The sequence below is a fragment of the Chromohalobacter canadensis genome (assembly GCF_034479555.1).
Lineage (GTDB): Bacteria > Pseudomonadota > Gammaproteobacteria > Pseudomonadales > Halomonadaceae > Chromohalobacter > Chromohalobacter canadensis.
In genome coordinates, this window is record NZ_CP140151.1 from 1,811,326 (window position 1) to 1,834,497 (window position 23,172).

The 23,172-nt window shown below is 59.9% G+C and carries 22 protein-coding genes; 19 read left to right on the plus strand and 3 right to left on the minus strand.

Annotated features, from left to right (window positions below; genetic code table 11):
• Nucleotides 1-15: 15 nt before the first annotated feature.
• The 7 genes from ubiH to SR908_RS08660 all read left to right on the plus strand — a co-directional run bounded on the left by ubiH (nt 16) and on the right by SR908_RS08660 (nt 8,946).
• On the plus strand, nt 16-1,218 hold the full coding sequence (gene ubiH, locus SR908_RS08630; RefSeq protein ID WP_246923172.1) for a 2-octaprenyl-6-methoxyphenyl hydroxylase: 1,203 nt from the start codon (nt 16-18) through the stop codon (nt 1,216-1,218).
• Nucleotides 1,215-2,471 carry a UbiH/UbiF/VisC/COQ6 family ubiquinone biosynthesis hydroxylase gene (locus tag SR908_RS08635; protein ID WP_378075985.1) on the plus strand — a complete coding sequence of 419 codons (1,257 nt, stop codon included), beginning with the start codon at nt 1,215-1,217 and terminating at the stop codon, nt 2,469-2,471. Before ubiH ends, SR908_RS08635 begins: the two co-directional genes overlap by 4 nt.
• A gap of 97 nt (nt 2,472-2,568) precedes the next feature.
• The gene (locus SR908_RS08640; protein ID WP_246923167.1) at nt 2,569-3,057 is read left to right on the plus strand and encodes a GFA family protein; all 489 of its coding nucleotides are present in this window, start codon (nt 2,569-2,571) and stop codon (nt 3,055-3,057) included.
• A gap of 32 nt (nt 3,058-3,089) precedes the next feature.
• On the plus strand, nt 3,090-3,626 hold the full coding sequence (locus tag SR908_RS08645; RefSeq protein ID WP_246923164.1) for a macro domain-containing protein: 537 nt from the start codon (nt 3,090-3,092) through the stop codon (nt 3,624-3,626).
• A gap of 327 nt (nt 3,627-3,953) precedes the next feature.
• Complete coding sequence (locus SR908_RS08650) at nt 3,954-5,639, plus strand: methyl-accepting chemotaxis protein (RefSeq protein ID WP_246923162.1); 1,686 nt, start codon at nt 3,954-3,956, stop codon at nt 5,637-5,639.
• Between the two features lie 206 nt (nt 5,640-5,845).
• Nucleotides 5,846-8,053 (plus strand): OsmC domain/YcaO domain-containing protein, encoded by a 2,208-nt coding sequence (locus SR908_RS08655; RefSeq protein WP_246923160.1) that lies wholly within the window; start codon nt 5,846-5,848, stop codon nt 8,051-8,053.
• Between the two features lie 500 nt (nt 8,054-8,553).
• The gene (locus tag SR908_RS08660; RefSeq protein WP_246923158.1) at nt 8,554-8,946 is read left to right on the plus strand and encodes a TIR domain-containing protein; all 393 of its coding nucleotides are present in this window, start codon (nt 8,554-8,556) and stop codon (nt 8,944-8,946) included.
• A gap of 329 nt (nt 8,947-9,275) precedes the next feature.
• Here SR908_RS08660 and SR908_RS08665 read toward each other — a convergent pair whose 3' ends face one another.
• A complete protein-coding gene (locus tag SR908_RS08665; protein ID WP_040244555.1) occupies nt 9,276-10,637 on the minus strand; it encodes an IS1380 family transposase in 1,362 nt (453 codons plus the stop codon).
• A 385-nt stretch (nt 10,638-11,022) separates the two neighbouring features.
• Between SR908_RS08665 and SR908_RS08670 the strand changes: the two genes are divergently transcribed.
• A complete protein-coding gene (locus tag SR908_RS08670) occupies nt 11,023-11,265 on the plus strand; it encodes a hypothetical protein (protein ID WP_322527339.1) in 243 nt (80 codons plus the stop codon).
• Here the strand turns inward: SR908_RS08670 and SR908_RS08675 are convergent.
• Entirely contained in the window at nt 11,231-12,229 is a 999-nt protein-coding gene (locus SR908_RS08675) for an IS481 family transposase (RefSeq protein ID WP_322527340.1), read from the minus strand. The two genes, SR908_RS08670 and SR908_RS08675, sit on opposite strands and share 35 nt — an antisense overlap.
• On the opposite strand from SR908_RS08675, the gene SR908_RS08680 reads away from it, so the two are divergent.
• The 6 genes from SR908_RS08680 to SR908_RS08705 all read left to right on the plus strand — a co-directional run bounded on the left by SR908_RS08680 (nt 12,222) and on the right by SR908_RS08705 (nt 17,819).
• Nucleotides 12,222-12,581 (plus strand): cupredoxin domain-containing protein, encoded by a 360-nt coding sequence (locus SR908_RS08680; RefSeq protein WP_322527341.1) that lies wholly within the window; start codon nt 12,222-12,224, stop codon nt 12,579-12,581. The genes SR908_RS08675 and SR908_RS08680 overlap by 8 nt on opposite strands.
• A 9-nt stretch (nt 12,582-12,590) precedes the next feature.
• A complete protein-coding gene (locus SR908_RS08685) occupies nt 12,591-13,256 on the plus strand; it encodes a response regulator transcription factor (RefSeq protein WP_097021405.1) in 666 nt (221 codons plus the stop codon).
• Nucleotides 13,243-14,574 (plus strand): ATP-binding protein, encoded by a 1,332-nt coding sequence (locus SR908_RS08690; RefSeq protein ID WP_245846281.1) that lies wholly within the window; start codon nt 13,243-13,245, stop codon nt 14,572-14,574. Before SR908_RS08685 ends, SR908_RS08690 begins: the two co-directional genes overlap by 14 nt.
• A gap of 70 nt (nt 14,575-14,644) precedes the next feature.
• Nucleotides 14,645-16,441: a copper resistance system multicopper oxidase gene (locus SR908_RS08695; RefSeq protein ID WP_097021404.1), complete on the plus strand. Its 1,797-nt coding sequence runs from the start codon at nt 14,645-14,647 to the stop codon at nt 16,439-16,441.
• 9 nt (nt 16,442-16,450) lie between these two features.
• Complete coding sequence (locus SR908_RS08700) at nt 16,451-17,215, plus strand: copper resistance protein B (protein ID WP_097021403.1); 765 nt, start codon at nt 16,451-16,453, stop codon at nt 17,213-17,215.
• A 184-nt stretch (nt 17,216-17,399) separates the two neighbouring features.
• The gene (locus SR908_RS08705; RefSeq protein WP_097021402.1) at nt 17,400-17,819 is read left to right on the plus strand and encodes a PaaI family thioesterase; all 420 of its coding nucleotides are present in this window, start codon (nt 17,400-17,402) and stop codon (nt 17,817-17,819) included.
• 7 nt (nt 17,820-17,826) lie between these two features.
• On the opposite strand, the gene SR908_RS08710 is transcribed toward SR908_RS08705, so the two are convergent.
• Nucleotides 17,827-18,210 (minus strand): DUF423 domain-containing protein, encoded by a 384-nt coding sequence (locus tag SR908_RS08710; protein WP_097021401.1) that lies wholly within the window; start codon nt 18,208-18,210, stop codon nt 17,827-17,829.
• Between the two features lie 181 nt (nt 18,211-18,391).
• Here SR908_RS08710 and SR908_RS08715 point away from each other — a divergent pair, with 181 nt between their 5' ends.
• The 5 genes from SR908_RS08715 to SR908_RS08735 all read left to right on the plus strand — a co-directional run bounded on the left by SR908_RS08715 (nt 18,392) and on the right by SR908_RS08735 (nt 23,169).
• Nucleotides 18,392-19,873: an alanine/glycine:cation symporter family protein gene (locus SR908_RS08715; RefSeq protein WP_097021400.1), complete on the plus strand. Its 1,482-nt coding sequence runs from the start codon at nt 18,392-18,394 to the stop codon at nt 19,871-19,873.
• Between the two features lie 56 nt (nt 19,874-19,929).
• Nucleotides 19,930-20,130, plus strand: coding sequence for a sulfur carrier protein ThiS (gene thiS, locus SR908_RS08720; RefSeq protein ID WP_040240072.1), 201 nt, complete (start codon nt 19,930-19,932; stop codon nt 20,128-20,130).
• A 78-nt stretch (nt 20,131-20,208) separates the two neighbouring features.
• Nucleotides 20,209-21,009, plus strand: coding sequence for a thiazole synthase (locus SR908_RS08725; RefSeq protein ID WP_097021399.1), 801 nt, complete (start codon nt 20,209-20,211; stop codon nt 21,007-21,009).
• Between the two features lie 58 nt (nt 21,010-21,067).
• Complete coding sequence (gene trmB / locus SR908_RS08730) at nt 21,068-21,817, plus strand: tRNA (guanosine(46)-N7)-methyltransferase TrmB (protein ID WP_097021398.1); 750 nt, start codon at nt 21,068-21,070, stop codon at nt 21,815-21,817.
• A gap of 356 nt (nt 21,818-22,173) precedes the next feature.
• A complete protein-coding gene (locus SR908_RS08735) occupies nt 22,174-23,169 on the plus strand; it encodes a 2-hydroxyacid dehydrogenase (protein ID WP_281256318.1) in 996 nt (331 codons plus the stop codon).
• Nucleotides 23,170-23,172: the final 3 nt, after the last annotated feature.

The following is a 23,172-nucleotide window of genomic DNA, read 5'->3' on the forward strand; positions in this document are numbered from 1 at the left end:
CAGGGAGAGTTTTCGATGCCGTCTAACCGGGTCGATATCGCCATCGTGGGAGGTGGCTTGGTCGGCGCCAGCCTGGCATGTGCCTTGGCGCCGCTGATCGAGCGTCACGGGCTGCGCGTGGCGGTGATCGAGGCAGCGCCGCTGAACGCGACGCAGCCTACGACGTATCAGCCCAGCTTCGATGCCCGCGCCAGCGCCATCGCGCAAGGCTCGCGCCGGCATTTCGAGCGGCTCGGGGTATGGGCGTCAATGGCCGAGCGCGCCACGCCGATTCGCCAGATCCACGTCAGCGAACGCGGGCGTTTCGGGGCGACGCGGCTGACAGCGGACGAGTTCCACCTCGACGCCCTGGGCTACGTGATCCCCAACGCCTGGATGGGGCGTGTTCTGCATGCGGGCCTGGAATCGTTACCGTTGACCTGGCACTGCCCGGCGCGCGTCGACGACATCGCGCCCATCGCCGACGGCCACCGGCTGACGCTCAGCGACGGCGCCTGTCTTGAGGCCGGCTTGACGGTACTTGCCGATGGCGGCCGCTCGGGACTCAAGGAGCGTCTGGGCATTGATAGTCAAGCGCAGTCCTATGAACAGCATGCCTTGATCGCTAATGTCGAAATCGGACGTGACCACGCTGGCGTGGCCTATGAGCGTTTCTCGAGCCAGGGCCCGATGGCACTGCTGCCTTTGGCCGGACGCCGCATGGCGCTGGTTTGGACCCACGCCAAGGCGCCACGCGAGGAAACCCTAGGCTGGAGCGACGCCGAATGCCTGAGACGTTTGCAAAACGCCTTCGGCGACCGCCTGGGACGCTTTCGGCGCATCGGGCATCGTGACGCCTATCCGTTGTCGCTGATCACCGCCAACGAACCGGTGCGCCCGCATCTGGCGATCATGGGCAACGCGGCCCACTCGTTGCATCCGGTCGCCGGGCAAGGCTTCAATCTTGCCTTGCGCGGCGTCATGGATTTGGTCACGTCGCTGGAAGCCGGTCTGGCGCGTGGCCAGGCTATCGGTGGCGCGAGCCTGCTGGGCGACTTCGAGGCCCGCCGCGCCGCCGACCGGCGTAACGTCATCCGCTTCAGCGATGGCTTGATTCGCCTGTTCGGCATCGAGCATGCCGCGTTTTCCCACCTACGCGCCGCGGGCCTGGTGGGGCTCAATATCGTGAGCCCGTTGCGACGCACCCTGGCGCGCCGCGCCATGGGGTTGGAGCGATGACGGCCGACGAGGAAACGAACATGAAAGAGACGACACACGACGAGGTGATCGTCGTCGGCGGCGGCATGGTCGGTGCCGCGCTGGCGGCGCTGCTCGGCGAGGCCGGCCTCTCGGTGACGGTACTCGACGCCCGTCCGGCGCCGCTGGCTAGCGACGATGTCGGTTGCGGCCTGCCCGCCCCCCGGGTCAGCGCCTTGACGCCGGTATCGCAACGTTTGTTGACGCATCTCGGTGCCTGGCCGTGGATGGTCGAGCGGCGCGTCTCGCCCTATCAGGGCATGCGCGTCTGGGACGGCGAAGGCAACGGCGAAATCGCCTTCGAGGCGGCGGATATCGGGCTGCGCGAGCTGGGCCATATCGTCGAGAACGACGTCGTCCTGGCGGGGCTCGAAGCACGCCTTGCCGCCCTGCCGAGCGTGACCCAGCGTTTCGGCGCGCGAGTGTCGGGGATCGAGCGCGAAGGCGAAGCGCAAACCTTGATCCTCGACGATGGCAGCCGCTGGACGGCGCCGCTGGTGGTTGCCGCCGATGGCGCACGCTCCCCGCTTCGACGCCTGGCGGGCATCGAGGTACGCGAGCACGACACCGGCCATGTGGCGCTGGTCACCACGCTGCGCTGCGAGCATGGCCATGGCGGCGTGGCGCGTCAGGTCTTCCTGCCAGACGGGCCGTTGGCTTTTCTGCCCCTGCGGGTCGACGCAGACGACCACCATTGCTCGATCGTCTGGTCGACACGCCCTGAGCACGCCGAGCGGCTGCTGGCGCTGGACCCCGCGGCATTCGCCGAGGCCCTGAACGCCGCCATGGAAGGCCGGCTAGGTAAGATCGATGTGCTCGACGAGGTACACCACTTCCCGCTGACTCAGCGTCACGCTCGCGAATATAGCGCACCGGGCCTGGCCCTGATCGGCGACGCCGCACACAGCATTCACCCGCTGGCCGGCCAGGGCGTCAATCTGGGCTTCCTGGACGCGGCGGTACTGGCGGAAGAACTCATTCACGCACGCCAACGCGGCGTAGCGCTCGGCGACGCCCGCACCCTGGCGCGTTACGCCCGTCGTCGGCGTGGCGACAACACCGCCATGTTGGCGCTAATGGACGGCTTCCGCCTGCTGTTCGGCACCCAACACCCCGCATTACGATTGATACGTAACGTCGGGCTCTCCAGTACAGACAAGCTCATGCCCCTCAAGCGCATCATGATTCGCCAAGCTGCCGGCGAACGCGGCGAGCTGCCCGCCGTGTGCCGCTAGGCACGATCTGATCGGTCCTACCGGGCCGATCCGCCATGTGCACCCAGGCTTTGTGCTTCTAGACTGATATGTGACATTCGCTTTGGGAGTTCTCTGCATGCGACTCGACGGTTCCTGCCATTGCGGCGCAGTGCGTTTCAGTGTCGATTCCCCGCACCCCTATCCCTATCAGCGCTGTTACTGCTCCATCTGCCGCAAGACCGCTGGCGGTGGTGGCTACGCTATCAACTTGAGTGGTCGCGCCGAGACGCTCGACGTGCAGGGGCGTGAGCACATCAACGTCTACCGCGCTGTCATCGATGGTGAAACCAGCACCGGCGAACGCCGCTTCTGCCGACACTGCGCCAGCGCGCTGTGGGTCTTCGATCCTCAATGGCCGAGTCTGGTGCATCCGTTTGCCTCTGCCATCGACACGCCCCTGCCCATTCCGCCCGAGCGCGTCCACTTGATGCTCGATAGCAAAGCTAACTGGGTGGAGGTCGACGCCCGGGAAAACGACCAATGCTTTGCCGTGTATCCGCAAGAAAGCCTTGCCGAATGGCACCAACGGTTGGGGTTGGAAGAGGATAGCGAGCCCCCCACTTAGACAACGGATCAGATACCCATGGAGGTGAGTTCATGACGAAACGAAATCTTCAGGGCGTCACACTCGAGTGCGTGCAGGGGGATATTGCGCGCCAGCCGGATATGGACGCCATCGTGAACGCGGCCAATGCGGAGTTGCGGATTGGCGGCGGCGTGGCGGGTGCGATTCATCGGGGCGCCGGGCCGGAACTGGAGCGGGAATGCCAGCCGCTGGCGCCTATTCAGCCGGGGCAAGCGGTGATCACCGGCGCTCATAACTTACCCAATCGCTCGGTGGTGCATTGCCTGGGCCCGGTGTACGGAGTGGACGCGCCCGCCGAGCCACTGCTGGCGGCCTGTTACCGCAATGCGCTAGAACTGGCCGAGCAAAACGAGCTCAGCTCCATCGCCTTCCCGGCGATCTCCACCGGTGCCTTCGGGTATCCGCTGGAAGCAGCGACGCAGGTAGCGTTCAAGACGGTGCTTGAGATGCTGCCCCAGTTATCCTCGGTCAAGCATATCCGCTTCGTGTTGTTCCAGGAGGCGGACGCCCGAGTCCATGAAGAGATCCTCGAGCGCTTGCTCGATTGAAAAGAACCATTAATTGAGACCCTGCCATTTTCGGGCGCCGGACGGTCCCGCTTTCGGTGCCCCTGCCTTTCTCTCTCCGACCACCCCAAGACACACCCGCTTGAACCTGGGTCATGGCGGGCAATTCGTCTTTGGTAGCTGCCGCTTCCCCAGGAATCGGTGGTGTTTTTCTATACATAATTTACATTATGTACAATGTTTGTATAAGGCAAGAGCTGCCGGGCGCTAGGCGTTCTCGGTGCATATGCCTCCTTGGAATCGCAAGAAAGGAATAATATTTTGAAAACTCTTTTCTCATGGCTACGGGGAACGACGATTCGGGCCCGGATGACGGCCGGCTTTGCCAGTGTTCTGTTGCTGATGGTCATTCTGACCGCCGAAGGGGTGCGCGAGGTCAACCTGATCGACCACAGCATGAAAGTCATCAACGACGTCAACAGTGTCAAACAGCAGCATGCGGTCGATTTCCGAGGGAGCGTACACGACCGCGCCATCGCCGTGCGCGATGCGGTACTGGTCGACGACGAGGCCGATCTGACGCCGATCATGGCGGATATTAAGCGCCTCGAAGGCAACTACCGCGATGCCGCCGCCGGCATGCGAGAAGTCTTCTCGGAGGGCAATGTCACTGCCGAAGAGCGCAATGCCCTGGCCGCTATCCAGGAGATTCAGGCCACCACCATGCCGCTGATCGAAGAAGTGCTCGAGCGGCGTCAGGCTGGCGATATCGCGGGCGCCAAGCAGCTGCTGCTCGACGAAGCGGCGCCGGCCTTCAGAACCTGGCTGAATGACATCAATGCCTTCATCACTTTGCAAGAAGAGCTCAACGCCGCCGAAACCGGTTTTGCGCGCAATATCGCCGAGAATTTCCAGATCACCATGGTGTTGCTGTGCCTGGGGGCCCTGGTAATCGGGGGGCTGGTGGCTACGTTGTTGACCAGGCTGCTGTTGCGCGAGTTCGGCGCGGAGCCCTACGAGGTCAAGGCCTTCGCCGAGGCGGTGGGCAATGGCGATCTGACCCGTCAGGTGTCGCTGAAACGGCAGTATCGCAACAGCATCATGGCTGCTCAGGTATCGATGGCGGAAAAGCTGAAAACAACAGTGTTGGAAGTGCGCGGTTCGGCCGAATCGGTGGCCACCAATAGCGAACAGATCGCCGAGGGTAACAACGAGTTGGCTTCCCGCACTGAGCAGCAAGCGAGCTCTCTGGCCGAGACCGCCTCCGCCATGGAAGAACTGGGAAGCACCGTTCAGCAAAACGCCGACAACGCCGTGGAAGCACGCAAGCAGGCCGCCAACGCCTCGCAAATCGCCGAGGAGGGTGGTGAGGTCGTCACGCAGGTGGTGCAGACCATGCACGACATCGATGCCAGCTCCAATGAAGTGGCCGATATCATTTCGATGATCGATGGTATCGCCTTCCAGACCAACATCCTGGCGCTCAATGCCTCCGTCGAGGCGGCACGTGCCGGTGAGCATGGCCGTGGCTTTGCCGTAGTCGCCCAGGAAGTGCGCGAGCTTGCCAGTCGCTCTGCGTCATCGGCCAAGGCAATCCATGCCTTGATCACCGCCAATCGCAAGCGTGTTGAGCAGGGGACGGAACTGGCCACTCAAGCCGGCAAGACCACCGAAGACGTGGTGACGTCCGTCAAGCGCGTGACCGAGCTGATGGAAGAAATCAGCAACGCGACCGCCGAACAGCGTGATGGAGTGCAGCAGGCCGGCGAAGCCGTCACCCAGATGGATCAGGTCACTCAGCAGAACGCGACCCTGGTCGAGCAAAGCGCCAGCGCCTCCAACAATCTCAAGGCGCGTGCGCACAAGCTGATGGAGCTGATGTCGGCTTTCGAGCTCGGCGCGGCCTCTTCACAGAACGCACGGCATGCGGCGGAGCGGCTCCGGGCCGCCACCGGCGGCGCACAGCAGCAGGCGTCGACATCCGCGCCGCGTCTGCCGAACACACGCCACACTGCACGGCAGACCACCAAGGAAGAAGAGTGGGAGGCGTTCTGACCCCCGGCTGAATACCTCAATGGCCGTTCGCCGCGAATGGCATAACAGACGGCCGCCGCCGGCGGTCGTCTGGCATCGAGGCCCCACTTCTCCCTCTGCGTTGCACCGATCATCGCTGTCCCACCCAAGACACACCCGCTTGAAACCCGGATAATGGCGGGCAATTCGCCCCCTGGGCGCACCCGACACCAACCCGGTTCGTGTACATGGAAATCAAGGTCAACTTTCTCGAAAACCTGCGGCTGGCGGCCAAGTTCGACGACTTCACCGTCGAGACCGACCAGCCCATTCGCTACAAGGGCGACGGCTCGGCGCCGAGTCCGTTCGACTACTTCCTGGCCTCCTCGGCGTTGTGTGCGGCTTATTTCGTGCGCTTGTACTGCAACGCGCGGGACATCCCTACCGAGAACATCCGGCTGTCGCAGAACAACATCGTCGACCCCGAGAATCGCTACAACCAGATCTTCAAGATCCAGGTGGAGCTGCCGGAGGACCTTTCCGAAAAGGACCGCACCGGTATCCTGCGCGCGGCGGAGCGCTGCAGCGTCAAGCGCGTGATCCAGAACGCGCCCGAGTTCCAGATCGAGACGGTCGAGAACATCGACGAGGACGCCCAGGCGCTGCTGATGGGCACGAACGCCAAGGACGGCGACGCAGGCGGCGAAACCTGGATCGAGGGCAAGGACCTGCCGCTGGAGCGCACCATCGCCAACATGACCCGGATCCTCGAGGATCTGGGCATGAAGATCGAGATCGCCTCGTGGCGCAATATCGTGCCCAACGTCTGGTCGCTGCATCTGCGCGACGCGGCCTCGCCGATGTGTTTCACCAACGGCAAGGGCGCGACCAAGGAAGCGGCGCTGTGCTCGGCGCTGGGCGAGTTCATCGAGCGCCTCTCCTGCAACTTTTTCTACAACGACCAGTTCTTCGGCGAGGAGATCGCCGATAGTGCCTTCGTTCACTATCCCAGCGAGCGCTGGTTCCCGCTGGAAGACGACGACGCGCTGCCTGCCGGGCTACTCGACGCACATTGTCGGGCGATCTTCGATCCGGACGGCGAGCTGCGCGGCTCGCACCTGATCGACACCAACTCCGGGCGAAAGGATCGCGGCATCGTCGCGCTGCCGTTCAAGCGCCGCTCCGATGGCGAGACGGTGTACTTCCCCTCCAACCTGATCGAGAACCTCTACCTCAGCAACGGCATGAGCGCCGGCAACACGCTCGCCGAGGCCGAGGTGCAGTGCCTTTCCGAAATCTTCGAGCGCGCGGTGAAGAAGGAAATCATCGAGCAAGAGATCGTCCTGCCGGACGTGCCGGAGGAGGTGCTGGCCAAGTATCCCGGCATTCAGGAAGGCATCGCCGCGCTGGAGGCCCAGGGCTTCCCGGTGCTGGTCAAGGACGCCTCGCTCGGCGGCCGCTACCCGGTGATGTGCGTGACTCTGATGAACCCGCGCACCGGCGGTGTGTTCGCCTCCTTCGGCGCGCACCCGAGCTTCCAGGTCGCGCTGGAACGCAGTCTCACCGAGCTGCTCCAGGGGCGCAGCTTCGAGGGCCTGAACGACCTGCCGCAGCCGACCTTCAGCTCGCTGGCGGTCTCCGAGCCCAACAACTTCGTCGAGCACTTCATCGACTCCTCCGGGGTGATCTCCTGGCGCTTCTTCAGCGACCGCACGGATCTCGACTTCCACGAATGGGACTTCGCCGGCACCACTGCGGAAGAAGCCGAGCGCCTCTACGGACTGCTCGCCGACCAGGGCCTGGAAGCCTACGTGATGGAACACGAGGACCTGGGCGCGCCGGTGTGCCGCATCCTGGTGCCGGGGTATTCCGAGGTGTACCCGGTCGAGGATCTGGTGTGGGACAACACCAACATGGCGCTGGACTTCCGGGCGGACATTCTCCATCTGCACACACTCGAGGATGAGCGCCTCGCCGACCTGCTCGAGCGCCTGGAAGAAAGCCAGCTCGACGATCACATCAAGGTCGGCACGCTGATCGGCATCGAGTTCGACGACAACACCGTGTGGAGCGAGCTCACCATCCTCGAGCTCAAGCTGCTGATTGAGATCGCTCTGGGCGAGTACGAAGCAGCGCTGGAGCACGTCCAGATGTTCCTGCAATTCAACGACAACACCGTGCAGCGCGGCTTGTTCCATCAAGCCATGCAAGCGGTGCTGGAGATCGCCCTGGACGACGACCTCGACTTCAACGACTACCACCGCAACCTCACGCGGATGTTCGGCGAAGAGACCATGTGCCAGGTGATCGGCGCGGTGAACGATGAGGTACGCTTCCCCGGGCTGACGCCCACCAGCATGGGGCTGGAAGGCATCGACCGCCACCAGCGCCTGATCGAAAGCTACCGGAAACTGCACGCCGCGCGCGCCGCCGGGGCCGGCATCGCCACCTCGTAAACCGCACCTCCCCACCCTCTCCGTCACCGCCACTCACGGCGCGCCCCGGCGGAGAGGGCATTTTCCCCTTCATGCGTTAATACCAGCCCCCACCTCTACGACCAACCGCCGTTTTGCATCTATCACCACTCTTGAATACTCTGCTTCACTAAGGCCACTTAGACGGCCATATAAAAGAACGACAACGACATAACGCTGGGACTACCGCATGGGATGGCAAGGGCGCATCACGACTTGCAGGGTAGGGGCGGTAGCGTGCCCAGACCCCGTGACCTGTTGCTTTTTTCCCTCCATACGCTGGCCCCCGCTAAAGCGCGCGGAGTCTACATAGGTCGCCGAGTTGTTCTTTATTTAAAATCAATGGCTTAGGTGAGAAAAGGTGGGCTAGATAAGATTTATTGAACGCGCGGGCGTGTTCAAGTGGCAAAACGAGCGCGCTAGCTAATACCGGTTGAGCAGATTAGACGTTTGAAGACAACAGACTAAGCAAGGAGAATCAAATGCCAAATGTATGTTTCTTTAGTTTTACTGAGGCTGACCGCGACGTTGTGTTGACTATTAAAGGTCGAGCCGTAAACCCCGACTACAAGAACCTCAACTTCCGAGTAAAAGATCTTTTAAAGCGGTGGAAAACGGAAGACGTTGCCAGGATCCGTCAAGCCATATCAACAGCAATGAACGGAACATCTCGCACAATAGTTTTTGTTGGCGAAAAAACGCACCAGAGTCGGTGGGTTCGTGAAGAAGTAGAGATGACTCTAGACAACAAAAAACCTGTCTATGCAATTCGCTTAAAAGATACCAACGGTGCCAAGCCGAAAGTTCTCGAAGAGAACAATATTCAGCTATACAGCTGGAGGGAGGCAAAACTTCAGGATCTAGCAACACGCTAAAGGGATAAATGATGATACCTTATTGCTTTGTGCTAATGCCCTTCGGGAGAAAATCTGATGAGAGTGGCCGCGTCGTTGAGTTTGATGCGATATATAATCAACCTGATTCCGTGAAGCCAGCGCCGACACTTCCCCTATCACCGCCAGCGAGCATTTTCTGACCGCCGATTCCGTCTCAACCGCTGAACGCATACCGGGGAGGACCAACCATGGCGACGCTGACCGACGAGAGCAGCCCATTTTGACAGGCATTTCTACCCGCCGGGCACGCTGATACTGGCTGCCGATGACCGTCAGCTCTCTGCGTGGTGCCTTTGTCCGACAGACGATCAGCATGGCGTGCCTCGGGGATAGCGCAGGCGGCTTCGCAAGGTGTTCAACACCGTCATGCGTCCGATGTCCTGCCCGAAGTCGAGGATGATCTGCCGCGCCTTGTGAATCACGAGCGCCGCACGATGCACCAGCTCTTGTAGCACGGTGCGGATCCGGCGCCGCTTGGCGGGATGGCGCACCGGGCTCAGCTCGCCGGTCATGCCCAGCTGCCCCATCAGCCGCAGGATGTTGTAGGCCAGCTGGGCGAGGTGCAGGATCAGATCGTTGGTGGCGAACTTGCCCGACGGCAGCCGCTCCAGGTCGAGATCGGTCTTGATCTCACTGTGGAATTGCTCGTGGGTGGCATGCGCCTGGTAGCGTTTGATCACCGCCTCCGGCGCCTCGTCCAGGCTGGTCCACCAGCCTTCCAACTCATAGTCCGGTTCGAGCAGCAACTGGCCATCGCGATCGGCGGTGCGCTCTACCAGGCGCATCACGCGTTGGACGACGTATTCGGTCTTGTTGTCGTCGTGGATCGAGACGGTCTGCGTCCACAGCGCCTGGCGCTTGCCAGGACGCAGCTCTTCCCAGTAGTCCGCCGCCACAGCCAACCAGGTATCCTGATCCGCCGTGGCCGAGCCGCGCGGGTTCCATTTGACGACATAGTCGAGCCGGCGCCCCTCGTCGGCAAAGACCTGGCGCTGCTGTTCGAGAAGCGCCAGGTGCGCCTGGCTGTCGAAGCCGCTGTCCTCGCGTAACAGGATCGGTTGCTTGGTCAGGCCTTGGGCGCGAGGCAGTACCCGCTCCAGAAAGGCGTTGCTCTCCTTCATGGTGTGCTGCTTGCCAGGCCGCAGTTCCAGACCCAGGCACCACCCTTCGTTGCCCAGATAGGCGGCGATCGGGGTGTAGCCATCGACCTTCTGGTAGGTCCGCGAGACGCCTTCCTTCTTCGAGTTGCTGTTGTCCATGACGAAGGTGTCGATGTCCAGGCAGACGTGCGTCGTCTCGGCGGTGATCGGTGCTTCGATCAGTGACAGCAGGGTCGTGGACCAGGTGGCGGTGCGCGCCTGCAGGTCGTTGGCGGCAAGTTTCTCCAGCCGCTGTCGCAGCGTCGCCGCGCTCGGCACCTTCTGCAGGGTCAGCAGTTGTTGGAAGGGCTTGTCGCGGCGGAAGTTCTCGACAGCGTCATAGTCGCTCATGCCCAGACACAGCAGGCCCAGGTAGCTCTTGATCACGTCACTGGTGCGCATGCCCAGCGTGGTGGGGAAGCGGCTGTCGATGCTGTCGACGCCAGCGATCTCGAAGCATTGCCCGATGATGGACAGCCCGGCGTGGCTGGTGAGGGTGCGGCGACTGGCGCGGAACTTGACGTTGGGCATGGCACTGTCTGGGTGAATGGCGATATTCGCTATATTGCCATGCAGTTCAGTAGGTTAGAAGCATTTCTGGGGGCTGGTCTCACGGATTCAGGAGGTACTTAATAAGAGAAGCAATGCTTAATCCAATAAGCAAAAGTAATGTTAGTGGCATAAGCCACCCTATCCATCCCATTGAGCCCATTAAAGCGAAACATTCTGAATTCATCATGAAAATCCTCTTGGCAGTGCTATCCTAAGGTAAAGAGTACAGCCTTTGTGTAGCCCAAAGGTCAAGCTGTAGAAATGATCATGGCTTGTTTGTTAGCAAACTAAGTAGATGTATTCAGGATCATTTCAGGTTGTGCCTCTATAAAGGGTAGACATCCACTTTTGTAGGAGAACACTGATGTATAAGAAGCATCTGGTATCAAGCCTTTTGGCAATCTCGTTGAGTACGCTGGCGGCGGCTTCCTGGGCCTCGGCCGGGCATGGAAATAGCGAAAAGGTGAGTGACGCTGACGTTGATCGCACCATCACGGTGGAAGCGGGAGACATGTGGTTTGATCCTGAGGACATTGAGGCCTCTACCGGGGAAACCATTAAATTCGAGATCACTAACACGGGTAGTTGTCGGGTCCCGTGTGATTGACTACCCGCTTGGTAAATAACTCAGGACGCTTGGTCTGCCATTCCTTCATCATCGCAATCGGTGATTGATGGTGCAGCGCCTTCTGCGGGATGTGGTGATTGTACAGCCAGGTGTAGCGTTTGAGCGTCTGCTCCAGGTCCTCGCCTGAGGTATAGCGCCGAGTCGCCAGCACATCGCTGATACGGCCGTTGAAGCGCTCCACCATGCCGTTTGTCTGCGGTCTTCCCGGCTTGATCAGACGGTGCTCGATACCAAGGGCCTGGCACTCTTGGTCAAACGGGTGATTCCCGCTGGGCTTGCGCTCCCCCGCCCGCGTGAAGCGATCGGTGAATGACTTGCCGTTGTCGGTCAGTACCGTCTGGACCTGGAAGGGAGCCTTCTCCTCCACCCGCTTCATGAACGCCCGCGCATCCTTCGCGGACTGGCTGCGTCTCACCTCCAGATGGACCCAGCGCGTGGCGCGATCGATGGCGACGTACAGGTAGCGTTTTTGCTCCTCATCGGGCATCCGGGGCAGGTGCTTGATGTCGATGTGCACGTAGCCCGGCTCATAATCTTTGAAGGGCTTGTGCCGGGGTTTCTCATCGTCGCCCGCGTCCCGTCTAGACAGCTCTGCCAGTGTCGGCACCTCGCGCCGCTTGAGCATGCGATGCAGACCAGAACGCGACAAGCCAGGATTGAGGAACTCACGCGCCACGACGAGCAGATCATCCAGGCCGAGGCGCAGGAATTCGCGCGCCGCGATCAGCACCTCTTCCTGTTCGGAAGTGAGCGTGGCCAGCAGGTTGTGACGCGTGTGCGGTCGGTCCTGGACATCGTCACGGTACCGCCAGCGCCGGATGGTCGAGACGGCGACGCCGTACTGGCGTGCTAGCTCGCTGTCGCTGATGCTGGAAGGCGCTGCCTGGATCTCGGCCCGGATCTTCGGAGTGGTGGTCGCCTGTTTATGTAGCTTGATGTCCATATCCTTGCTCCCGGATGAACTGGTGAAGAAGCTCCTTGGCGGCCAGCAAAGGATAACTTCTATAGCTCATCTGATCATCCGGGACCCTACAGGTAGTATAGAACACGAGTTCACAATCGGAGACGAGTCTGCTCAAGAGGAACATCGTGATATGATGCAAGAAATGAGTGAAGGCGATGGGGGACACCATATGTCGGAAGGTGGTGATGGCATGGCTTCGGTGACCATTGAACCCGGTGAGACCAAAGAGCTGGTTTGGACAGCTCCTGACAGTGATAAAAGCTTAGAGTATGCCTGCAACATCCCAGGTCATTATGAGTCAGGCATGTATGGTAATGTTACAGTAAAATGATGTGAATATATGAGACTGTTGCTTCTCGAAGATGATGATCTGCTTTCCGAAAGCCTGGCGGAAAGCTTGAAGGACAACGGTTACCTCGTTGACGTGGCCGACTCTATAAAGGCGGCCACGTCGCTTGCGGCAACCGAATGTTATGAACTGGCTGTTGTCGATATTGGGCTGCCTGATGGTTCTGGGCTTGAATTGGTTGCACATTGGCATAAGCAAAATCGTGACATGCCTATTTTGGTTCTTACGGCAAGGGATACTTGGGAAGATAAAGTGTCTGGATTAGAAACTGGCGCAGATGATTATTTGACAAAGCCGTTTCATGAGGCCGAGTTATTGGCGAGACTTAAAGCATTGCTTAGGCGTCGCTCTGGTAGTGTATCTCAAATATTGACAGTTAACGGGGTTTCCTTAGATGAGGCTGGGCAGTCGGTTTGTACAGAAAGTCTTCCTTGGCGTTCGCTAACGGCAACTGAATTTCGACTGTTGCGTTATCTAATGCACCATCCCGATCGTGTGCATTCTAAAGATCATTTGCTCGATCAACTTTATGCGCTTGAACAAGATGCAGCTGAGTCTAATCTGGTGGAAGTGTATGTTGCCCGGCTGCGCCGGTATTTAGGTAAGGCGTTGATACAAACACGCCGCGGCCAGGGGTACTTATTTGTATCGCATTGATTGGCATAGCTTGCGGTTTCGCCTGCTAGCTTGGCTAGGAAGCGTGGCGCTTATAGTCGTGGTCGTGACATGGTTGATGCACGGCTTTTTTTTGGAAAGTATCGCCAAGGACTTTCTTGGTGAGCGCCTGCGTAGAGAGGCCGATCATGCTGTTTCTCAGTTGGGTGAAGAACGTTCCCTGGTCCCTGAGTCATTACAGTCTGTGAGCAAAAGTTATCAGGTTTTTCACCACCTGTATGTGCTGTCTATTGGCGATAGTGTTAGTGCCTCGGATCCGAAGTGGCAGACAAGACTTTCTCCACTGCTCGCAAGTGACCGTGATTCCTTGGTAGAAGTAGAAGAAGGGGGGCGCCACTTACTGGTCTATCGTCGCCATTTTAGCTGGGAAGATAGTAACGGTGTTTTGCTTATTGGGGAAGACTTTTCACAAGTGGAGGCTGGGCTTGCAACCTTGCATTGGTGGGTGGGGGCGGTCGCAGGAGCCTTGTTAATAGTATTGATAGTGCTTAACATGTTGGCAGTCAATCGTGGCTTGAAGCCATTGAGGGAACTACGCGAACAACTTGATGCACTACAAGCGGGGCAGCGTCGGCGGTTCTCAGTATTGGTACCTTCCGAATTGAATGTCCTCGTCGAGCAGCTCAACCGTTTCATGGATGATATAGATTCACGCTTACAGCACTCGCGTGAGTCGGCGGCGAATCTTTCTCACGCGTTGAAGACGCCATTGGCTGCCGTGACACAGGTGCTTCGTGGGAATCGGCCAATTGATGATGATCGACGCCTCAAGTTGCTCGTAAGGATAGAAAGTATTAATGCTCAGCTTGATGCTGAGCTGCGCCGCTCTCGAATCGCGGGTCCCAATATGGGGAGGGTGACTCATTTAATGAACGATAGTCCTCGCCTTATAGATATGTTTCGTGGTCTTTACCCGGAAAAAGAGTTCCAAATAACGTATTCTAATGTTGACCGGGATCAGATACCCATAGAGCCCCACGACTTTTCGGAAATGCTCGGTATATTATTAGATAATGGAGGTAAATGGGCGAAATACTATATTTGCTGTGATATAAGGTTATTAACAGAAATGCTAGTGATAACCGTCGATGATGATGGCCCTGGTGTGGTGGAAAGCGATTTGCCTAGGTTGGGCGAGCGGGGCAAGCGTTTGGACGAGCGCCATCCGGGGTATGGCTTGGGGTTGTCCATCTTGACTCAGCTAGCTGCGCGCTATGCTGGATACGCACAATTTTCCCATAGCTCACTTGGTGGGTTGCGCGCTAAGGTGACGCTGACCTTGGCAGAGGGGGCGAGGTAACAGTTCGTTCAGTTTTGATTCAGCTTGTTCTGGCAGGATAGGGCCATGTAAAACCTAACGGGAGTTGTACATGGCACGCTCACCTGTTGTATCGCGCCCCTTCTCGCGCCGCCAGATATTGAAAGGGGGGGCTGCGCTTGGGCTGGGCTCCGCAGCCGCTATGGGCATGAGTCCTGCCTGGGCCAATCCCTGGGGGCGCACAAACGTCTATTCCAAAGGCGTTGAAGAAGGGCCAGAGGTGGCATTAGCCATTCGCCGTGAGTCCATTCCGATTGACGGCAAAGAGGCTCGCCCCTTTAGTATTAACGGCAGCAGCCCCGGCCCGCTGATCCGCCTTAAGGAAGGCCAGGACGCCGTATTACGCGTCACCAACCTGCTCGACGAACCCACCTCAATCCACTGGCACGGTTTGATTCTTCCTTCCGGCATGGACGGCGTGCCGGGCGTCAGTTTTGCCGGTATTGAGCCAGGCGAGACCTTTACCTACCGCTTTCCCGTACGCCAGAACGGCACCTATTGGTATCACAGCCACTCGGGCCTTCAGGAACAGGTGGGGCATGTGGGGCCGCTGATTGTTGATGCCGCCGAGCGTGAACCCTTCCGCTATGACCGCGAGCATGTGCTGCTTTTGACTGACTGGACTTTCGAAAATCCTGCGTCGGTATTTCGTAATTTGAAAACCATGGAAGGCTATTACAACTTCCAAGAGCGCACGATGGCTGATTTCTTTGCCGATGTTCGACGTGAAGGCTTTTCAGACACGGTGGAAATGCGCCGAATGTGGTCAAAAATGCGCATGAGTTCGCGGGATATCGCCGATGTGACTGGCAGCACTTACACTTACCTGCTAAATGGCCGCGCCCCCGAGGAGAACTGGACGGCGTTGTTCAAGGCGGGTGAGCGCGTGCGCCTTCGAGTGATTAACGGTTCGGCGATGTCGTATTTCGATGTGCGCATTCCCGGCCTGAAAATGACCGTGGTAGCCGCCGATGGCCAGCCAGTGCAACCCGTGCCTGTGGACGAATTCCGCATTGGTGTGGCCGAGACCTACGACGTGCTGGTCTCCCCCGAAGACGATCAAGCTTATACGATCTTTGCTGAATCAATGGATCGCAGCGGCTACGCCCGTGCCACCCTGGCCCCACGTGATGGCATGCAGGCTGAAATCCCCAAGCGCCGCCAAATTGCCGACCGCGGGATGGAAGGGATGGCAGCTGGCGCAATGGTGGGCATGAAAGGAATGGATCATTCCGGCATGTCCAGAGATGACATGGAGGGCATGGACCACTCCAATATGTCCGGCGGAGACATGGAGGGCATGGACCACGGCAGCGGCGACGGCATGGCGAAAGAAAAAGCCAAGACGCGCGAGAATGGCATGCTTGTGGCCGGTGAGGCCCAGCCGGGCTCACGCTATGGCGAGGCAGGCATCGGCATCGACCCCGACGAGCGCCGTATGCTGGTCTACCGCGACCTGAAAGCCTTCACCCCATGGCCTGACCGGCGCGGCCCCGGCCGCGAGCTGGAGCTGCATTTGACCGGCAACATGGAACGCTACATGTGGTCGTTCGATGGCAAGAAATTCAGCGAAGTCTCAGGCCCTATCCACTTTGAAAAGGATGAGCGTCTGCGCCTGATCTTGATCAATGACACCATGATGGAGCACCCCATTCATCTTCACGGTATGTGGATGGAGCTGGAAAACGGCCAGGGTGAGTTAATTCCACGCAAGCATACCCTGAACGTGAAGCCCGGTGAGCGGGTCTCCGCGCTTATCACGGCAGATGCGGAAGGAAGCTGGGCTTTTCACTGTCACCTTCTTTACCACATGGAAGCTGGCATGTTCCGCGTTGTTCAGGTTTCTTGAGGAGGCAGTATGAAGATAAAACTTTACCTCGTGGGTGTGAGTGCGGCATTCATCTTTGCTTCCTTGGCTAAAGCTGATGATGGTTACGATGCTCCTGATGGCTGGCCATCCCCTATCGTGGAGCATAATCAAGGCACGGCACAATTTGATCGGCTTGAATATAGTATTCCGGAGAATGGTAAGGATGCCATGGTATGGGACTTCCAGGGGTGGTACGGCAGCGACGTTAACCGTATGTACGTAAAATCGGAAGGTGAAAATATTCAGGGAGACGGTGAAGACGCCGAGTTTGAGTCCCTGGAGCTACTCTATAGCCGGTTGATTGCCGATTTTTGGGAGCTGCAGGGTGGCGTGGGTTACCAAGGGGGTGTGTTCTCTGATGATCATGAAGAGCGAACCTACGGTGTCGTTGGGTTGCAAGGGGTTATGCCATATGAAATTGAGACCGATGTAGCCTTGCAAGTGAGTGACGAAGGAGATGTATCTGCTAGTTTCGAGGGAGAATATGACTTTCGACTTACTCAGCGACTCTATGTACAGCCACGCACGGAAATCGCCATGGCCGCCAATGAAGTCAAAGAATTTGGCGTTGGCGAAGGGCTAAACTCCGTGCGTGTCGGCATGCGTTTGGGTTATGAGGTGACCCGCCGCGTCGCGCCTTACGTGGGCGCTTACTGGGAAAAAGAGTATGGCGATACTGCGGATTTTTCCCGTGCAGGTGGGGACAGGACCGAAGATACCGGCGTAGTTGCGGGCGTCAGGTTAATCTTATAAGCCCTCCGGCGGATTCAGGGTAATGTCAGATGGTGTTTTGGAAGTGCATGAGCTTTGGCGCAAATACGTCTTGGGGGGACGGTGAGCCGGTGAGGGGCGCACGGTAGTGTGTGTTCGGATGATGTTGCGCTACCTTGATCACTGCGCTGCCGTCTCGAGCACCATTGCCAGGGGAGAATTTGCCATGACCGTGATGACCGCCGCCGCCATAGAGGAGTTCCTCGACGAGGTCTTTCCACAGCGACAAGGCACCATCGAAGGCGTGGGCGAAATGCGCGCGACCATGAGCTTGGCCATCGAGGATGAACATTTGCGCCCCGGTGGTTGTGTCTCGGGGCCCACGCTGATGGGGCTGGCGGATGTTTGCCTGTACGTGGCGATTCTGGCCCAGATCGGCCCGGAGCCGATGGCGGTGACCACGGACTTCAACTGCCACTTCCTGCGCCGCGCGCGCGGCGACCGCGATCTCATCGCCAATGCGCACGTCGTCAAGCTGGGCGAGCGCCTGGCGGTAGGCGAAGTGCGTTTGTTCCCCGCTGGCGACGAGGAACCGGTGGCAACCGTCACCGCGACCTATGCGCTACCCGAGCATGACGACGACTGACGTCGGCTCAATCAGCGAGGCGCTGACGCCAGGCGCATACCGCCAACGTCAGCCAGCCGGCCATCAGCAACAGTCCGCCGAGCGGCGTGATGGGCCCCAGCCAATGGGCGCCGGTCAGGGCCAGTAGATACAGCGAGCCGGAAAACGCCGCCATCCCCATGCTCCATAGCCAGAGCGCTGCCCGCTGCCCTTTCAGCGGTTGCTGTACCCGCCAGATGAGTACCGCCATGGCGGCCAGGGTGTGCCAGGCTTGGTAACGCACGCCGGTGTCGAAGGCGTCGAGTCGTGTGGGCGAGAGCGTGCCGCCCAGCGCGTGGGCGCCGAACGCGCCCGCCACCACGACCACGAAGCCGCTCAAGGCGACGAGTATCCAGCCACGACAGTTGTGCATGTCTCATCCTTTATCACTGACTACGCTGAAACGGTGAGTGAGCGCCGGAATGTCATCCCGGGGCCCGGTATCGCCGCGCTGGCGCTTACCCTATGGCGTCGCTTACGCCATGACAAGCCTCTCGGGATGGCGTATCGTCGCGGCCTTGCCGATCTCAAGAATCATAATGGAGCATTAATCCATGGACTCTCTCGCCAGTCTCGTCGCACCGCTGCACGATGCTATCTACGCGGTGATGACCCCTGTCAGCGATTTCATCTGGTCGTATATTCTCGTTTATCTCTTGTTAGGCGCGGGGGTGTTGTTCACCGTGCTGACGCGTGGCATGCAGTTTCGGCTGTTCGGTCACATGGCGCGCGTGACTTTCAATAGCCGTGGCGCGGGCGAGGGCGTCAGCGGGTTCCAGGCATTTGCCACGTCGCTGGCGGCGCGCGTGGGCACCGGGAACTTGGCTGGTGTGGCCATCGCGTTGTGGATCGGCGGCCCGGGGGCGATCTTCTGGATGTGGATCACCGCGTTGGTCGGGTTCGCCACCTCGTTCGTCGAGTCGACCCTGGCGCAGGTCTACAAGAAGCGCCACGAAGACGGTGTGTACCGCGGCGGTCCCGCCTACTATATCGAGCGCACGCTCGGCTGGCGTTGGATGAGTCTGCTGTTCGCCTTCTTTCTGCTGGTGGCCTATGGTCTGGCGTTTAACGGCGCCCAGGCCAACACCATCGCCCAGGGCATGAACCAGGCTTTCGGCATGCCCAATTGGGTCACCGGTTTGATTTTGGTCGGTGTCGTGGCCGTGGTCATCTATGGCGGGCTCAAGTCCATCGCGCGCACGGCGGAGAAGATCGTGCCGATCATGGCCATCGCCTACTTGCTGGTGGCGCTGGTGGTGCTGGCGCTCAACATCACCGCAGTGCCGGATATGCTGGCGCTGATCGTCAAGAGTGCCTTCGGCTATGGGCCCGCAGTGGGTGGCGCGGCCGGCTATGCCATCAAGACGGCGATGGAGAACGGCATCAAGCGTGGCCTGTTTTCCAATGAGGCCGGCATGGGCTCGGCGCCTAATGCGGCGGCCCAGGCCAACGTCAAGCATCCTGCCGCGCAGGGCTTGGTGCAGTCGTTCGGCGTGTTCGTCGATACCCTGGTCATCTGCAGCTGCACGGCGGTGGTGATCCTGCTTTCCGGCGTCTACGAGAAGTTGATGGCCAATTCGCCGGGACAGGACATCGTCGGCATCCAGCTCACCCAGGATGCGATGGCGGATCACTTCGGCGGCTTCGGTGAGGTCTTCATCGCCGTGGCGATTTTGCTGTTCGCCTTCACCTCGATCATTGCCAACTTCTCGTTCGCCACGGTCAATATCGAGTACATGTTCAAGCGCCATGCCAAGGGCGCGGTACAAGCGTTGCGCCTGGCCGTGCTGGCCATGGTGATGATCGGCTCGGTGTCGCAACTAACCTTCGTATGGGACTTCGCCGATCTGTCCATGGGGCTGATGGCGACCACCAACCTGATCGCGATCCTGATCCTGGCGCCGATCGCCATGCGTGTGCTCAAGGACTACGAGCGCCAGCGTCGCGAAGGCGTCAAGGAGCCGCGCTTCGACCCCAAGATCCTCAAGCGCCCCGACCAGGTAGATGACGACGTATGGCCGTCCAAGAATTCTTGAACACGGCATTTGGCGTTATAATGGCGGTCTCTCCCCACCTAACGTGAGAGGCCGCCATGCACATTCAGCTCAACGGCGATCATCGCGAGCTCGCGTCCCAGCTGACGATCAGTGAGTTGATCGATCAGCTTGCACTGACCGGGCGCCGCATCGCCGTCGAAGTCAACGAGGAAATCGTGCCGCGCAGCCAGCATGCCGAGACGCGCCTGTCCCCGGGCGACCGTGTGGAAATCGTGCATGCCATCGGCGGCGGCTGATGTTACTCGCTCGCCGACGCGCGGAGCCACTAAGCGGCCACCCGCGTCGGCGGCTCCCTTTACGCCAGGAGGTTCGTCATGTCCGCTGAGCAGCGCCAGGACATCCCATTGACCGTCGCCGGTCGCGTCTTCTCATCACGCCTGCTGGTGGGTACCGGCAAATACCGGGATTTCGACGAGACCGCCGCCGCCGTCGAGGCGAGTGGCACCGAGCTCGTCACCGTCGCGGTGCGCCGCACCAACTTGGGCCAGAATCCCGATGAGCCCAACCTGCTCGACGCTGTGCCGACGAGCCGTTACACGATCCTGCCCAACACGGCGGGTTGCTATACCGCCAAGGACGCGGTGCGGACCTGCAAGCTGGCACGCGAGCTGCTCGACGGCCACAACCTGGTCAAGCTCGAGGTGCTGGGCGACGATGGCACGCTTTACCCCAATGTGGTCGAGACTCTCAAGGCCGCGGAGACGCTGGTCAACGACGGTTTCGATGTCATGGTCTACACCAGCGATGATCCCATCGTCGCCAAGGAGTTGGAGCGCATCGGCTGTTGCGCGGTGATGCCGCTGGGCTCATTGATCGGCTCGGGGCATGGCCTGCTCAACCCGGCAACGCTTGGGATCATCCTCGGCAATGCCGAGGTACCGATTCTCGTCGATGCCGGTATCGGCACGCCCTCGGATGCTGCGTTGGCCATGGAAATGGGCTGCGCCGGCGTGCTGATCAATTCTGCCATCGCCAACGCACGACAACCGGTGCGCATGGCGCATGCCATGAAACTGGCGGTGGAGGCAGGGCGTGAGGCGTATCTTGCCGAACGCATGCCACGCCGGGCATCGGCGAGCCCGTCATCGCCCTTCGCCGGGCGCATCAACGCTTGAACCTTATCGCGGCCCGCACGGCCTGCTTCGCTACCTGATCGACAACGCAGACTTGCCCATGAGTGATTCACCATCGTCTTCTCCCGAGAACGCCCCTGAGGCGGGCTCGGCGTCATCCTCGCGGGCGCCGCGGGGTATCAAGAGCTACGTACTGCGTGCCGGGCGCATGACCGTTGCCCAGTCGCGGGGACTCGAAGAGGTCTGGCCACGCCTGGGGCTAAGCGTGGCCGATGGCCGCCAGTCGCTGGAGACGCTGTTCGGCCGGCAGGCGCCTTGTGTCGTGGAGATCGGCTTTGGCATGGGTCAGTCGCTGGTCGAGCAAGCCGCCGCACATCCCGAGACCGACTTCATCGGCATCGAGGTGCATGCGCCGGGTGTTGGCAAGCTGCTCGACGAAGCGGATAAGCGCGACCTGACCAACCTGCGCGTGTACCGCGAGGACGCGTTGGAAGTGCTCGGTAAGTGTCTACCCGAGTCGAGCCTGACGGGGCTGCAACTGTTCTTCCCTGACCCCTGGCCGAAGAAGAAGCATCACAAGCGGCGCATCGTGCAGCCGGCCTTCGTCGAACTGGTACGCACGCGTCTGGCGCCTGGCGGATATCTGCACATGGCGACCGATTGGGAAGCCTACGCCGAGCACATGGTCGAGGTCATGGAGGCGGCGCCGGGCTATCGCAACACGGCGTCTGCCGAGAGCGCGCCCTATGTGCCGCGACCGGAATTCCGCCCGTTGACCAAGTTCGAGAGCCGTGGCGAAAAGCTTGGCCATGGGGTCTGGGATCTGATCTATGCTCGTGAGGATGGATGAGCGTACGTTGCAGCACCGCTCTTACAGCACGCGTTCAACACAGAATGCTGACTCACTCGAAAACCGCTGTTCGCAGCGGTTTTTTCGATTCTGGCTGATCTGAATCACGGTTAGACGAACAAGATACTGGCAAAGTGCGCGCTGCCCTGGTGCGCAGCATAAAAAAAGCCGCCCGGGTGGGCGGCTTAAAGACCGTGACTAGCTTGATGAGGAGATAACCATGGGCAGGAACCTGACATTCGCTGCTTAGGTCAGTGGCGCTTGGCGGCGCCACGGTTGTTAAGGTAAACCATTCTCATTTGAGTCGTCAAGCGTAACGAGAATATTTTTCACTTGGGTGCATTGGGAGGCTTTTCGTGACGCATATCGCCATGTTCAGTGCCCAGCCGTATGACCGGCGTTTCTTCGAGGCCGCGAATGCGCGCCATGGGTTCCAGATCGGCTATCATGAGGTGGCGCTCAACGCGGAAAGTGCCGTGCTGGCCCATGGCGCCGACGGCGTGTGCGCCTTCGTCAACGATACCCTGGACGCCACCGTGCTGGCGGCGCTTGCGGCCCAAGGCGTAGGGTTCGTGGCCATGCGCTGCGCCGGGTTCAACAATGTCGACATCGAGGCCGCCGCACGTTTGGGCATCGCGGTGGTGCGCGTGCCGGCCTACTCGCCGGAGGCGGTGGCCGAGCATGCCCTGGCCTTGTTGCTGACACTGAACCGCCGCACGCATCGGGCCTACAATCGCGTGCGCGAGGGTAACTTCATGCTCGAGGGCCTATTGGGCATGACGCTGCACGGCAAGACGGTAGGGCTCATTGGGACCGGTCGCATCGGGCTGGCCACGGCACGCATATTCGCCGGTCTCGGCTGTCGATTACTGGGCGAGGATCGCTACCCCAGTGAGGCGTTCACGACACTGGGTGGCGAGTATGTCTCGCGCCGGCGCCTGCTGGCGGAGAGCGATGTGATCAGCTTGCATTGCCCATTGACCGACGACACGCGTTACCTGATCGATGCCGAGGCCCTGGCGACGATGAAACCGGGGGCGCTGTTACTCAACACCTCGCGCGGTGCTCTGATCGATACGCGCGCGGTGATCGACGCGCTCAAGGCGCGCCGCCTGGGCGGACTGGCCATCGATGTCTACGAGCAGGAAACCTCGCTGTTCTTCCGTGACCATTCCGGCGATATCATCGACGACGATGTCTTTCAGCGTTTGGTGACCTTCCCCAACGTGCTGATCACCGGGCACCAAGGGTTTTTTACTCAGGAGGCGTTGGCCGAGATCGCCGAGGTCACGCTCGGCAACGTGGCCTGCCTGCAGCGTGGCGCGCCTTGTGCCAACCGTGTCGACGATTGACGC

What these genes read in the sequence shown, in the direction of transcription:
- ubiH (WP_246923172.1), top strand. Translation starts at nt 16, where the DNA reads ATGCCGTCTAACCGGGTCGATATCGCCATCGTGGGAGGTGGCTTGGTC.
- SR908_RS08635 (WP_378075985.1), top strand. Translation starts at nt 1,215, where the DNA reads ATGACGGCCGACGAGGAAACGAACATGAAAGAGACGACACACGACGAG.
- SR908_RS08640 (WP_246923167.1), top strand. Translation starts at nt 2,569, where the DNA reads ATGCGACTCGACGGTTCCTGCCATTGCGGCGCAGTGCGTTTCAGTGTC.
- SR908_RS08645 (WP_246923164.1), top strand. Translation starts at nt 3,090, where the DNA reads ATGACGAAACGAAATCTTCAGGGCGTCACACTCGAGTGCGTGCAGGGG.
- SR908_RS08650 (WP_246923162.1), top strand. Translation starts at nt 3,954, where the DNA reads ATGACGGCCGGCTTTGCCAGTGTTCTGTTGCTGATGGTCATTCTGACC.
- SR908_RS08655 (WP_246923160.1), top strand. Translation starts at nt 5,846, where the DNA reads ATGGAAATCAAGGTCAACTTTCTCGAAAACCTGCGGCTGGCGGCCAAG.
- SR908_RS08660 (WP_246923158.1), top strand. Translation starts at nt 8,554, where the DNA reads ATGCCAAATGTATGTTTCTTTAGTTTTACTGAGGCTGACCGCGACGTT.
- SR908_RS08665 (WP_040244555.1), bottom strand. Translation starts at nt 10,637, where the DNA reads ATGCCCAACGTCAAGTTCCGCGCCAGTCGCCGCACCCTCACCAGCCAC.
- SR908_RS08670 (WP_322527339.1), top strand. Translation starts at nt 11,023, where the DNA reads ATGTATAAGAAGCATCTGGTATCAAGCCTTTTGGCAATCTCGTTGAGT.
- SR908_RS08680 (WP_322527341.1), top strand. Translation starts at nt 12,222, where the DNA reads ATGTCCATATCCTTGCTCCCGGATGAACTGGTGAAGAAGCTCCTTGGC.
- SR908_RS08675 (WP_322527340.1), bottom strand. Translation starts at nt 12,229, where the DNA reads ATGGACATCAAGCTACATAAACAGGCGACCACCACTCCGAAGATCCGG.
- SR908_RS08685 (WP_097021405.1), top strand. Translation starts at nt 12,591, where the DNA reads ATGAGACTGTTGCTTCTCGAAGATGATGATCTGCTTTCCGAAAGCCTG.
- SR908_RS08695 (WP_097021404.1), top strand. Translation starts at nt 14,645, where the DNA reads ATGGCACGCTCACCTGTTGTATCGCGCCCCTTCTCGCGCCGCCAGATA.
- SR908_RS08700 (WP_097021403.1), top strand. Translation starts at nt 16,451, where the DNA reads ATGAAGATAAAACTTTACCTCGTGGGTGTGAGTGCGGCATTCATCTTT.
- SR908_RS08705 (WP_097021402.1), top strand. Translation starts at nt 17,400, where the DNA reads ATGACCGTGATGACCGCCGCCGCCATAGAGGAGTTCCTCGACGAGGTC.
- SR908_RS08710 (WP_097021401.1), bottom strand. Translation starts at nt 18,210, where the DNA reads ATGCACAACTGTCGTGGCTGGATACTCGTCGCCTTGAGCGGCTTCGTG.
- SR908_RS08715 (WP_097021400.1), top strand. Translation starts at nt 18,392, where the DNA reads ATGGACTCTCTCGCCAGTCTCGTCGCACCGCTGCACGATGCTATCTAC.
- thiS (WP_040240072.1), top strand. Translation starts at nt 19,930, where the DNA reads ATGCACATTCAGCTCAACGGCGATCATCGCGAGCTCGCGTCCCAGCTG.
- SR908_RS08725 (WP_097021399.1), top strand. Translation starts at nt 20,209, where the DNA reads ATGTCCGCTGAGCAGCGCCAGGACATCCCATTGACCGTCGCCGGTCGC.
- trmB (WP_097021398.1), top strand. Translation starts at nt 21,068, where the DNA reads ATGAGTGATTCACCATCGTCTTCTCCCGAGAACGCCCCTGAGGCGGGC.